Source organism: Streptomyces aurantiogriseus, from assembly GCF_014649375.1.
Taxonomy (GTDB): Bacteria; Actinomycetota; Actinomycetes; order Streptomycetales; family Streptomycetaceae; genus Streptomyces; species Streptomyces aurantiogriseus.
The window spans coordinates 175,831-187,237 of the sequence record NZ_BMSX01000013.1; the positions used below are offsets into that span (position 1 = coordinate 175,831).

The following is an 11,407-nucleotide window of genomic DNA, read 5'->3' on the forward strand; positions in this document are numbered from 1 at the left end:
CCAGGGTGGGGACCTCTTGGCCAACCGAGTCGGGCGGGCGGGTGGGCGAGCGGGCCCGGGGTCTGGGGCGGAGCCCCAGGGTGGGGGCCTCCCGGCTTACCGAGTCGGGTGGGTGGGTGGGCGAGGTCGCCCGGTAGCGCCAGCGCAGCGCCTGTGCACTGCGCCATACCGGCCAGGTAGCCTTTCCCCGTGCCCCGTCTGTCTGAAGTCATCGCCGCGCTGGAGAACCTGTGGCCCGCCGAGCGGGCCGAGTCCTGGGACGCGGTCGGCACCGTCGTGGGCGATCCCGAGCAGGACGTCGTCCGGGTGCTCTTCGCCGTCGACCCCGTCCAGGGCATCGTCGACGAGGCGGTGAAGCTCGGCGCCGATCTGCTGGTCACCCACCATCCGCTGTATCTGCGCGGGACGACCACCGTCGCGGCCTCCACCTTCAAGGGCCGGGTCGTGCACAGCCTCATCAAGAACGACATCGCGCTGCACGTCGCCCACACCAACGCCGACACCGCCGACCCCGGCGTCAGCGACGCACTGGCCGGCGCACTCGACCTGCGGGTCGTGGGCCCCCTGGTACCCGACCCCTCCGACCCCGACGGGCGCCGCGGTCTCGGGCGGATCTGCGAGCTGGATCATCCCCTCACCGTGCGCGAGTTCGCCGCGCGGGCCGCCGAGCGGCTGCCCGCCACCGCGCAGGGCATCCGCGTGGCCGGCGACCCGGAGGCGACGGTCCGCACGGTCGCCGTCAGCGGCGGTTCCGGCGACAGCCTCTTCGATCACGTACGGGCGGCCGGCGTCGACGCCTTCCTCACCGCGGACCTGCGCCACCACCCGGCGTCGGAGTTCATGGCGGATCGCCCCCACAGTCCTCTCGCGCTGCTCGACGCGGCGCACTGGGCCACCGAGTGGCCCTGGTGCGAGCTGGCCGCAGCCCAGCTCGACGAGATCTCCGACCGGAACGGATGGGGCCTCAGGGTCCACGTCTCCAAGACGGTCACCGACCCCTGGACCAGTCACTCCCCTTCACCTGGAGCCCCCAACTGAACGCCGCGCCCGCCGACCAGATCCGACTCCTCGACGTCCAGGCCCTCGACGTCCGCCTTCAGCAGCTGGCGCACAAGCGGAAGTCGCTGCCCGAGCACGCCGAGATCGAGTCGCTGACGAAGGACCTCACGCAGATGCGTGACCTCCTCGTGGCCGCGCAGACCGAGGAGAGCGACTGCGGCCGCGAGCAGACCAAGGCCGAGCAGGACGTCGACCAGGTGCGTCAGCGCGCCGCCCGCGACCAGCAGCGGCTCGACTCCGGTGCCGTCACCTCCCCGAAGGACCTGGAGAACCTCCAGAGGGAGATCGTCTCCCTCGCCAAACGCCAGGGTGACCTCGAGGACGTCGTCCTGGAGGTCATGGAGCGTCGCGAGGCCGCGCAGGAGCGGGTCGCCGAGCTGACCGAGCGGGTCGGTTCCGTGCAGGCGAAGATCGACGACGCGACCGCCCGCCGGGACGCCGCCTTCGAGGAGATCGACGGCGAGGCCGCCTCGGTCACCAAGGAGCGCGAGGTGATCGCCGGCTCCGTCCCGGCCGATCTGCTCAAGCTCTACGACAAGCTGCGCGAGCAGCAGGGCGGCATCGGCGCCGCCAAGCTCTACCAGCGCACCTGCCAGGGCTGCCGCCAGGAGCTCGCCATCACCGATATCAACGAGATCCGCTCGGCCGCGCCCGACACCGTCGTACGCTGCGAGAACTGCCGGCGCATCCTGGTCCGTACGTCCGAGTCGGGTCTGTAGTCGGCTTGCGTGGTCGGTTCGCGCAATCGGTTTGTGTAGTCGGTTTCCGTAGTCGGTTTCCGTAGACGGTAAGGGGCTTGAGGCGTGCGGGAGTTCATCGTCGAGGCCGACGGCGGTTCCCGGGGCAACCCGGGGCCCGCGGGCTACGGCAGCGTGGTGATCGACGCGGCGACGGGGGAGACCCTCGTCGAGCGCGCCGAGTACATCGGTGTCGCCACGAACAACGTGGCCGAGTACCGGGGGCTGCTGGCCGGCCTGCGCGCCGCCCGTGAACTGGACCCGTCCGCCACCGTCCATGTCCGTATGGACTCCAAGCTCGTCATCGAGCAGATGACCGGCCGCTGGAAGATCAAGCACCCCGACATGAAGCCGCTGGCCACGGAGGCGGCCCGGATCCTCCCGCCCGGTCAGGTGACCTACGAGTGGATCCCCCGCGAGCGCAACAAGCACGCCGACCGCCTGGCCAACGAGGCGATGGACGCGGGCAAGCGGGGGGAACAGTGGGACGCCGGGGCGGCCCGGGCCGCCCTGGAGGCCTCCGCCTCGACGCGGACGCTTCCCGAGCCGGCAGGACCGCCCGGTGACGCGGCCGCGGGTGCGGCCAAGGCCCGCGAGGCACTGGCCCAGGGCCGTGCGTCGGCTGCGACGGCCACCGCAGCAGCCACATCCGCCCCATCCGCCCCATCCGCCACGACGGCCGCGACAGCCGCCACATCCGCCCCCTCCGGTACGAAGGCCGAAGCCGACCTCCGCGCCGCCCGCACCGTAGCCACTCCCACGGCCTCGCAGCCGTCCACCGGCTGGTCCTCAGCCCCCGATCTCGGTGCCCCCGCCACCTTCGTCCTGCTCCGGCACGGCGAGACCCCCCTCACCCCCGAGAAGCGCTTCTCCGGGAGCGGCGGCAGCGATCCCTCCCTCTCCGAGGTCGGCCGGGAGCAGGCCGAGCGGGTCGCCGCCTCCCTCGCCCGGCGCGGGACCATCCAGCACATCGTCGCCTCCCCGCTCGCCCGGACCCGGGAGACCGCCGGCGCCGTCGCGGCCCGTCTGGGTCTCGAGGTCACCGTCGACGACGGCCTGCGCGAGACGGACTTCGGTGCCTGGGAGGGGCTGACCTTCAGCGAGGTCCGCGAGCGCCACCCCGACGACCTGAACGCCTGGCTGGCCGACCCGGAGGCGGAACCCACCGGCGGCGGCGAGAGCTTCGCTGCGACCGCCACCCGTATCGCCGCCACCCGCGACAAGCTGATCGCGGCGTACGCGGGCCGCACGGTCCTGCTGGTCACCCATGTCACCCCGATCAAGACCCTGGTACGGCTCGCCCTGGGCGCCCCGCCCGAGTCGCTGTTCCGCATGGAACTGTCGGCGGCCTCGCTGTCGGTCGTGGCGTACTACGCGGACGGCAACGCCAGCGTCCGCCTCCTCAACGACACGTCCCACCTGCGCCCGTAGGTCCTGCGCCCGTAGGTCCTGCGCCCGTAGGACCTGCAAGGCGCGAAGCGGCCCGCGCCAGCTCCTCGATCCGCGCCCAGTCCCGGGCCGCCACCGCCTCCGCGGGAACCATCCAACTCCCGCCCACACAGCCGACGTTGGGCAACGCCAGGTACTCGGCCGCGTTGTCCGGGCCGATCCCGCCCGTCGGGCAGAACCGGGCCTGCGGCAACGGTCCGGCCAGCGACCGCAGATACGCCGTACCGCCCGCCGCCTCCGCCGGGAAGAACTTCATCTCCCGCACCCCGCGTTCCAGCAGTGCCACCACCTCCGAGGTGGTCGACACCCCGGGCAGGAAGGGCACCCCGGACGCCCGCATCGCCGCCAGCAGCGCGTCCGTCCAGCCCGGGCTCACCAGGAACCGCGCCCCGGCCGCCCGGCACTCCGTCACCTGCTCCGGCGTGATCACCGTCCCCGCCCCGACCACCGCCTCCGGCACCGCCCCGGCGATCTCCCGGATCGCGGCCGGCGCGGCGGGCGTACGCAGCGTCACCTCGATCGCCGGCAGCCCGCCCGCGACCAGCGCTCGCGCCAGCGGTACGGCGTCGGCGGCGTCCGGCACGACCACGACGGGCACGACGGGAGCGAGATCCAGTACCGAGGCAGCCGAAGGGGAGGGCAGGGGTGAGGTCACGCGCCTCATCCTTCCCTCGGAGTGCAGTGTGCGCAAAGGGTGTTGCGCATACTGCAATGCAGCCCGCCGGCCGGGCTTCAGTGGACCTCCTCCACCAGCACATCCAGCGTCCACGCCGCCCCCGCCCGTGCCGGGGCCTGCTCCTCCACCACGTAGCCGAGGTCCCGCAGCGCGACCACCAGCTCGGCCGGGTCCTTCGGGGCGATCCCCGCCGTCAGCAGGCTGCGCACGATCCGCCCCTTCGTCGCCTTGTTGAAGTGGCTGACCACCTTCCGGGTCGGCGCGTGCAGCACCCGCACGCCCGCCGTCCGCCCGGCGACCTCCCCCTTGGGCTTCCACGCCGCCGCGTACGCCGCCGACCGCAGATCCAGCACCAGCCCGTCCCCGGCCACCTCCGGCAGCACGGCCGCCATCGGCGCCCGCCAGTGCGCGCCCAGCGCCCCGAGCCCCGGCAGCTTCACCCCCATCGAGCAGCGGTACGAGGGAATCCGGTCCGTCACCCGGACGGCACCCCACAACCCCGAGAACACGAGCAGCGAACGGGCCGCCCGCCTCTTCGCGGCCGTATCCAGCGAGGCCAGGTCCAGGGCGTCGTACAGCACACCGGTGTAGATCTCACCGGCCGGGCGCGTGCCCGCCGAGCGCAGCTCCGCGTTCTTCGCGACCTCGCCACGCAGCCCCTCGCTCAGTCCGAGCACCTCGCGCGCCTTGTCCTCGTCGCTCGCGCACAGTTCGACCAGCTCGGTCAGGACGGCCTCACGGGCGGCGCCGAGCCCTGGCAGGGACAGCGACTCCGGCTTCAGCGGGGCGCCACGGCCGGAGGCGGCCTTACCTTCGGACGGGGGCAGCAGGACGAGCACGGACTTTCTCCTTCGATTGGGCTCCGCGCCAGCGTACGGGGTGCCCCGGACCCGCCCTCGTCTACGTGGCCTTCACAGCCTGCGCGGCCTGTACGGCCCGGACGAGCTCCCGAGCGTCGTCCGCGTGGAGGCGCACCACCTTCACCTCCGAGCGGCGGCCCAGGAAGGTGAAGTGGGGGACCGGCTCGCTCAGCTCGAGGGTGACGGAGGTCTGCGAGCCCACGGGGAGGTTCAGCTCGCCGTCGGCGCGCTCGTGCGTGGAGCGCGTCTCGTGCCGTACGGCCGCGATCCGGTCCAGCGGGATGCGCAGGTCGACGTGGGCGGCATGGCGGACGCGCAGGGCGTCGCCGTCCAGGACGTGCGGACGGACCTGCCAGGCCGCGTACAGGCCGGCCACGAAGAGCACCGTATAGAGATCCAGGACGAGCACCACGGCGTGCACGGTCGGCCAGTCGCGCAGCAGCACGGACATGGTGAAGGTCTCGATCATGCACACGAACACGAACCCGGCCATCACCGCCCCCTGCCCCCGCGCGTACCCGAACGCCCGCCCGCCGCCCACCCCGTGCCGTCGCCGGCCCGCCCACAGCAGCAGGCTCACCAGCAGCCGCAGCTCATGCCGGGCGAGTGTGTACGCGAGTCTCACCGTGCCCCCTTCTCATCGCTTCTCATCGCTTCTCGTCGGTCTCATCGGTCAGGATCCGCAGCACCCGGCGAATCGCCTCGGCCTGGGCAGGGGCGAAGTCCGCGTAGAGGGCACGCAGGAAACTGCTGTCGTGGTCGATGGGCGCCCCGTCCGGGAGCAGCTCCCGCGGGGTGCACTCGGCGAGCCGACGGGCGGCCGTCTCCACCCGCGTGTCGTCGGGGTCGGCATGGGCGAGCGCGTCGAGCAGCGCGTAGGCCTCGTTCGCCCGGGCCACCGCCTCCGGGGACCCCATCACCGTGCCCACCACCGCCATCAGCCGCTCCCGTTCCTCGGGAGCCACGGCCGTTTCGATCAGGGCGAGCACCTCGCGGTCCTTGGCGGCCATGGGGGAGTCGGAGGCGGGGATCCCCGCGAACAGGGCGGCCAGCTCGGGTGAGACCGGCCCTTCGGCGGGCAGCTCGTCCGCCTCCAGCAGCGCCCGCAGCCGCCCCCGGCGCTCCCGGATGGCCTCCTCCTGCCGGGCCAGGTCCTCGTCCAGCTCGGTCAGCACCTCCACGAGGTCCTTCCCCGCGTCGTCCGCGAGCACGTCCCGCACCTCCGCGAGCCCCAGCCCCAGCTCCGTCAACCGCCGTATCCGGGCCAGCACGACCGCGTGCCGCAACGTGTAGTCCCGATAGCCGTTGGCCCGCCGCTCCGGCTCGGGCAGCAGCCCCAGATGGTGGTAGTGCCGGACGGTCCGCGTGGTGACGCCGACGGCCTCGGCGAGTTCTCCGATCCGCATGCCCCCAGTAGAGACGTTGACGTCGCGGCAGGGTCAAGCGCGGGCGGGGCGGCGCCTGACGGTGGCCGTGATCGTGTGCCACGATCGAGGGAACGGTTCCCGATCTCACGGACGGGTGGTCGGCGATGTCCGAGTCTGGCGAGCGACCGAAGGAGGGGCGTGACATGACTGCCATGGCCCATGAGCTGCTCACGCAGGAACAAGTCCTGCTGGAGGGCTTTCTCGCCCTGGACACCCCGGAGGGTTTCCGGGCGGAGCTCGTCGAGGGGGAGATCGTTGTGACACCGCCGCCGGACGGGGAGCACGAGAAGTACATCAGCCGGATCGTGAGGCAGGTGATCAAGAGGTCCGGGACCGATATGGACTTCTCCGCGAACAAGGGGCTGAGGCTGAAGAGCGGAGGGGCCTGCCCGAAGAACCACGTGGTCCCGGACGCCACTTTCGCGCCCCTCGACCTTGACCTCTTCGGGAGCGCCGGCTCCTGGATGCCCTGTCGTGGTGTCGCCATGGTGTTGGAGGTGACGTCCACAAAGCCCCAGGCGGATCGCGAGGCCAGACGCCGCTGCTATGCCCGCGGAGGCATCCCCCTCTACCTGCTGGCGGACCGGGACACGTCGCAGGTCACCCTTTTCAGTGCTCCTGAGAACGACGACTACCGCGAGCACCGCACCCTCCCCTTCGGCAAGCCGCTCACGCTCCCCGAGCCCTTCGCCTTCGACCTGGAGACCGCCGACTTCCTCTGAGCCGTCGCCCGGTACCATGGTCGACACGGCAGACGAGCCGGGCGGACGGCCGCGTGGAGCCCTCTAGGGGGCTTCCCGAGGAACGTCCGGGCTCCACAGGGCAGGGTGGTGGCTAACGGCCACCCGGGGTGACCCGCGGGACAGTGCCACAGAAAACAGACCGCCGGGGACCTCGGTCCTCGGTAAGGGTGAAACGGTGGTGTAAGAGACCACCAGTGCCCAGGGTGACCTGGGCAGCTAGGTAAACCCCACCCGGAGCAAGGTCAAAAGGAAACACCCTGGTGTTTCTGCGCGGACGTTCGAGGGCTGCCCGCCCGAGTCCGCGGGTAGACCGCACGAGGCCGGCGGCAACGCCGGTCCTAGATGGATGGCCGTCTCCCCGGCCGCCGCGAGGCGACCGGGTGACAGAACCCGGCGTACAGCCCGACTCGTCTGCCGCTTGCTGCGGCTTTGCCTCGGCAAGGGCCCTGATCTGCGCGGAGGCCTTTCCGGTCTTCGGGGCTTGCCACGTGAGGCCGCGAAAGTCCCTCGGACAGCACTGAAAATCCCTGGCGCAGAGGAGCGGGCAAGGCCTCTGAGCTGGCCGTTCGCTGCAGCCGTCGGAGCACGGTGCTGGAGCCGCTGGCGGTGCCGGGTCGGCCAACTGTCCGAGGCGCCGGTGGCCTATCTGAGCCATGGTGACGACACGCCCACAGGGGCAGGGGGCGACGTTTCGCGCGGAGACGCTCAGCGACGAGGACCTGCGCCTGATCGTTGAGGCGACGAAAGCCATCTCCGAGGCTTGGGAAGCGGTCGCCGATCCGTCGTTCCCCTGGCGTGACCTGCGAGCCGGTCTGCCGCATCCACGCCCTGTGCTGGAGCAGGCGCAGGCGGCGCGGGACGCGCTCACGACGGCGGTCGACCGGTATCGGGATCTCGTGCCCGGGGGAGTGCCCGTCACGGACCAGAGCGGAATTGACCGTCTGATCGCGCTCCTGCGGCTGCTCGACGTGCGGAGCCCTGTGCCGGAAGCGTGGCTGACCACGGATGCCTTCACGGCACCGGCCGCATCCGCCGGGATGACGCGGACGCCACCGAGGCCGACCGCGCGGAGTCCGGAGGGCAGAGGTAATTCACTCCGTATCCGGACGTCGGTAGGGGAGACCGGGCACGGCATCCGCTGCTACCACTGTGACCACCGGTACGACTGTCAGTACTGCCAGGTACCCTCGAACGCATCGTCAACGCGGCCCGACGGGCTTCCGCTCCACCCCGGTGGAGTCTCGAAGGACATGCCCCCACCCGCACGAGTCTCTTCGTGCTGCCTGGGGGAAGTCCTTGCTGTTCCGCGCGTCCGCGAAAACGGTCGCCGTCATGGCACTCGACGGTTCGCTGTTCCTGCACCTCACCGACAAGTTCGTCCACATGCACGGCTATCGGCCCGGCACCTCGGAGGTGCGTTCCTGGGAGCGCAGCATCCCCGTCCTGGCCGCCGCACTCAACGACGCCGGCCTGGGCGACGTGGAGGTCATGCTGGAGTACTCGCTCCCGCTGAACAGTAAGCGTGCGGACGTCGTGCTGGCAGGAGTGCATCCGGTCACGGGCGAACCGTCGTACGTCGTGGTGGAGCTGAAGCAGTGGAGTCAGGCGCTTCCTCACGAGGACGACCCCACCCTGTGCCATGTAGACGCGTATGCCCAGCCGGTCCTCAACCCCATCGAGCAGGTGCGCCGCTACTGCGAATACCTCATCAATTTCAATGGCGCGGTGGCTGAACACGGGCACCGGGTGGCCGGAGTGGCATATCTGCACAACGCCACCGAGTTCGGCGTGACCGGGCTGCGCGAGATCGAGCGTGACGGCCACGGACTGCTCTTCACCGAGGAACGCCGCGGCGCCTTTCTCGACCACCTCCGTACGAGGCTGAGCGCCAGGCATCCGGGGGCCCAGGCCGCGGACGAACTCCGTGCGGGTGCCAAGGTGCCGTCGAAGCAGCTCATGTCCGTGGCTGCTGAAGAGGTGCGCGAACGCACACAGTTCGTCCTTCTCGACGAGCAGCAAGTCGCGTACCGCTTGGTGCTTAACGCGGTGGAGAAGGCGAAGCACGCCGATCGCAAGGAGGTCGTCATCGTCACTGGCGGCCCCGGCACCGGCAAGAGCGTGATCGCTCTCCAACTGCTCGGCGAGCTCTACCGGCGTGGAGTTCCGGCACTGCACGCCACCGGCTCGCAGTCGTTCACGAAGACGATGAGGAAGATCGCCGGAGCCCGCAAGCGGGAAGTCCAGGACCTGTTCAAGTACTTCAACAGCTTCATGACGGCCGAGAAGAACAGCCTGGGCGCGCTGATCTGCGACGAGACGCTCGCCATGCGGCGAGGACATGCGCGGCTTCGCCGGGGATGCGTGCCGGTCTGGAAGCCGAACGCTCCTCGCTCACCCACGTACGTCCCCTGGCGGTCAGGCCGCCACGACTTCCTCGGCGACGAACTTCTCCACGAACTCCCGTGCACGGCGGTCAAATGCCGCGTACTGCGCCTCTCGCTCGGCGCCCGTGACCGCGTCGCCCACCAGGAGATTGCCTTCGGCGTCGACGCGCTGAGGGCGCTCCTCCGCGTCGGTGAGCAGGCCGACGGTGGAGCGGGAGAAGCCGCAGTAGTAGGCGATGCCCTCGCTCAGGTTGGTCTCGAGGACGGTCTGCATTCCCTCCACGACCGGATCGTCGGCAGCGGCGCCGGCCAGGCCCAGCCACAGGATGCGCTTGCCGGCGAGGCGGGGCTTGCTGCGGCCGTAGGCAAACCCGTAGTTCCATACGCGGTCGATCCAGCCCTTGAGAATGGCGGGCACGCTCTGCCAGTACACCGGGAAGACGGCGACGACGGCGTCGGCGTCGAGGAGGCGCTGCATGTGGGCGTGCACTTCGTCCGAGTACCTCTTCTCCCGGTCGCCCCAGTCCGGCTGGTCCGCCACGTTCATCCGAGGGTCGAACCCCTCGGCGTGCAGGTCGAGCAGGTCGACGCGGTAGCCGGCGGCTTCGAGCCGGGCGGCGGTACGGCGGGCCGTGTGCGCGGTGAGGGAATCGGCGCGGTGGTGTGCGACGACGACGAGGGCTGTGGCACGGCTGTCGTGCTGCGTCACGGTGTCTCCGATCTCGGTCGGTCCGATGAACGAGTCCAGTACAGCCGCGACGACGTGGATGATCCATGGGAGAAGCGCTCCGAAACATAGGAGATCGTCTACGGTGGGTTCCATGGATCCTTTGAGTTCGCTGCTGAGCGGTATCCGGGCCGAAGGGTCGGTCGTCAGCCATGCCGTACTGGCGGTGCCCTGGACCATCCGCTTCGCCGACGCCGCGCCGCTCATCATGATCAGCGTGCTGCGAGGAGGGGGCACCCTGCTGCTGTCCGACGGAACGGAACGAGCGATCGGCGCGGGTGACACCGCCATCGTGCGCGGACCCGAACCGTTCCACCTCGTGGACCACCCCGCCAGCGTGCACAGTTCCCACGCGGCGTACGAGATCGCCTGTTTCACCGAGAGCGTCGAGTGCACCGCCCAGGAGCTCGGCGGTATCCACTGGGGCGCCGACTCGGAGGGCGCGACCGCCCTGATCGTGGGTGCCTACCGCGCCTCGGGCCACCGCCACGAGCGGCTCCTGCGTACCCTGCCGCCCGTTCTGGTGGTCGAGGAGGACGCCGAGGTCTGTGCCTGGCTGGAGACGGCCGCCGCCGACGCCGCCCATCAATCGGCCGGTTCGCAGGCGTTGATGGACCGGCTCCTCGACTGGGCCCTGGTGTGCACGTTGCGCAGCTGGTTCGACAAGGCGGGCGCCGACGCGCCCAGCTGGTACCGGGGTCTCGCCGACCCGGTCCTCGCGCCCGCCCTGCAGTCCTTCCACGACCGGCCCGCCGCATCCTGGACGGTGGCCTCCCTGGCCGCTCGAGCCGGCGTCTCCCGGGCGCTGTTCGCCAAGCGTTTCACCCGGCTGATGGGCTGCCCGCCCCTCGCCTACCTCACCGAATGCCGCATGGACGAGGCCGAGGCGCTGCTGTCCGACACCGACCTCGGCATCGCCCAGATCGCCAGGTCCGTCGGTTATGCCGACGCTTTCGGCTTCAGCGCCGCGTTCAAACGCCTCAAGGGCCTGAGCCCCAGCGCCTACCGCGCCGCGGCGGCCGCAGGGTCGGGTTCTCTCGCGTCGAGGTAACCGGCGGCGCGGTGGGCGAGGAACACGATCGCCGCACGACCTTCATCCAGCCGGCCACCACGTTCTCGTCCCGGTCGATCGCGTGGCGGGCGGGGACCTGGCGCTCACCCAGCGGATCAGCAGCGGCGCGCAGTCGGGCGTCCGGCCGCACGCGCACGGTCTGCACCTGGTCGGAGTCGCGCGAGGGGCCGGCGTGGGGAATCAGGCGGAGAGCGTGGGCGTCCCGCACGGACTCGGTCCGTGATCAGCCGGGCACGCCCACGCTCACCGGTTGGCCTTGGCCGGTGTCACCGG

General features: G+C 71.0%; 11 protein-coding genes, 1 other RNA gene and 1 pseudogene. 8 read left to right on the forward strand and 5 right to left on the reverse strand.

Features of this window, described 5'->3' with window-relative positions; all coding sequences use genetic code 11:
* The first annotated feature begins 189 nt into the window (after positions 1-189).
* The 3 genes from IE263_RS26550 to IE263_RS26560 all read left to right on the forward strand — a co-directional run bounded on the left by IE263_RS26550 (position 190) and on the right by IE263_RS26560 (position 3,227).
* Complete coding sequence (locus tag IE263_RS26550) at positions 190-1,038, forward strand: Nif3-like dinuclear metal center hexameric protein (protein WP_189940305.1); 849 nt, start codon at positions 190-192, stop codon at positions 1,036-1,038.
* The gene (locus IE263_RS26555; protein WP_189940415.1) at positions 1,035-1,778 is read left to right on the forward strand and encodes a zinc ribbon domain-containing protein; all 744 of its coding nucleotides are present in this window, start codon (positions 1,035-1,037) and stop codon (positions 1,776-1,778) included. The genes IE263_RS26550 and IE263_RS26555 overlap by 4 nt, the downstream gene beginning before the upstream one ends.
* An 84-nt stretch (positions 1,779-1,862) precedes the next feature.
* Entirely contained in the window at positions 1,863-3,227 is a 1,365-nt protein-coding gene (locus IE263_RS26560; protein ID WP_189940306.1) for a bifunctional RNase H/acid phosphatase, read from the forward strand.
* Here the strand turns inward: IE263_RS26560 and eda are convergent.
* The 4 genes from eda to IE263_RS26580 form a co-directional block, all read right to left on the reverse strand.
* The gene (gene eda, locus IE263_RS26565) at positions 3,199-3,909 is read right to left on the reverse strand and encodes a bifunctional 4-hydroxy-2-oxoglutarate aldolase/2-dehydro-3-deoxy-phosphogluconate aldolase (RefSeq protein WP_189940307.1); all 711 of its coding nucleotides are present in this window, start codon (positions 3,907-3,909) and stop codon (positions 3,199-3,201) included. The two genes, IE263_RS26560 and eda, sit on opposite strands and share 29 nt — an antisense overlap.
* Before the next feature lie 68 nt (positions 3,910-3,977).
* On the reverse strand, positions 3,978-4,760 hold the full coding sequence (gene yaaA, locus IE263_RS26570; RefSeq protein ID WP_189940308.1) for a peroxide stress protein YaaA: 783 nt from the start codon (positions 4,758-4,760) through the stop codon (positions 3,978-3,980).
* Positions 4,761-4,821: 61 nt separating this feature from the next.
* On the reverse strand, positions 4,822-5,406 hold the full coding sequence (locus IE263_RS26575; protein WP_189940309.1) for a hypothetical protein: 585 nt from the start codon (positions 5,404-5,406) through the stop codon (positions 4,822-4,824).
* A gap of 22 nt (positions 5,407-5,428) precedes the next feature.
* Complete coding sequence (locus IE263_RS26580; RefSeq protein ID WP_189940310.1) at positions 5,429-6,187, reverse strand: MerR family transcriptional regulator; 759 nt, start codon at positions 6,185-6,187, stop codon at positions 5,429-5,431.
* Positions 6,188-6,351: 164 nt separating this feature from the next.
* On the opposite strand from IE263_RS26580, the gene IE263_RS26585 reads away from it, so the two are divergent.
* The 3 genes and pseudogenes from IE263_RS26585 to IE263_RS26595 all read left to right on the forward strand — a co-directional run.
* Positions 6,352-6,930, forward strand: a complete 579-nt coding sequence (locus IE263_RS26585; RefSeq protein WP_189940311.1) for a Uma2 family endonuclease — start codon at positions 6,352-6,354, stop codon at positions 6,928-6,930.
* 33 nt (positions 6,931-6,963) lie between these two features.
* Positions 6,964-7,365: RNase P RNA component class A (gene rnpB / locus IE263_RS26590), an RNA gene on the forward strand.
* Between the two features lie 882 nt (positions 7,366-8,247).
* Positions 8,248-9,294, forward strand: a pseudogene (locus tag IE263_RS26595) (DNA/RNA helicase domain-containing protein); the annotation flags it as partial.
* Between the two features lie 72 nt (positions 9,295-9,366).
* Here IE263_RS26595 and IE263_RS26600 read toward each other — a convergent pair.
* A complete protein-coding gene (locus IE263_RS26600) occupies positions 9,367-10,272 on the reverse strand; it encodes an NAD(P)H oxidoreductase (RefSeq protein ID WP_444545102.1) in 906 nt (301 codons plus the stop codon).
* Here IE263_RS26600 and IE263_RS26605 point away from each other — a divergent pair.
* Together IE263_RS26605 and IE263_RS26610 are read left to right on the forward strand one after the other, a co-directional pair.
* The gene (locus IE263_RS26605) at positions 10,157-11,113 is read left to right on the forward strand and encodes an AraC family transcriptional regulator (RefSeq protein WP_444545101.1); all 957 of its coding nucleotides are present in this window, start codon (positions 10,157-10,159) and stop codon (positions 11,111-11,113) included. The two genes, IE263_RS26600 and IE263_RS26605, sit on opposite strands and share 116 nt — an antisense overlap.
* Before the next feature lie 82 nt (positions 11,114-11,195).
* Complete coding sequence (locus IE263_RS26610) at positions 11,196-11,357, forward strand: hypothetical protein (RefSeq protein ID WP_189940313.1); 162 nt, start codon at positions 11,196-11,198, stop codon at positions 11,355-11,357.
* Positions 11,358-11,407: the final 50 nt, after the last annotated feature.

Coding starts and splice junctions, on each gene's coding strand:
- eda (WP_189940307.1), bottom strand. CDS start 3,909: ATGAGGCGCGTGACCTCACCCCTGCCCTCCCCTTCGGCTGCCTCGGTA.
- IE263_RS26580 (WP_189940310.1), bottom strand. CDS start 6,187: ATGCGGATCGGAGAACTCGCCGAGGCCGTCGGCGTCACCACGCGGACC.
- IE263_RS26585 (WP_189940311.1), top strand. CDS start 6,352: ATGACTGCCATGGCCCATGAGCTGCTCACGCAGGAACAAGTCCTGCTG.
- IE263_RS26605 (WP_444545101.1), top strand. CDS start 10,157: ATGGATCCTTTGAGTTCGCTGCTGAGCGGTATCCGGGCCGAAGGGTCG.
- IE263_RS26600 (WP_444545102.1), bottom strand. CDS start 10,272: ATGATGAGCGGCGCGGCGTCGGCGAAGCGGATGGTCCAGGGCACCGCC.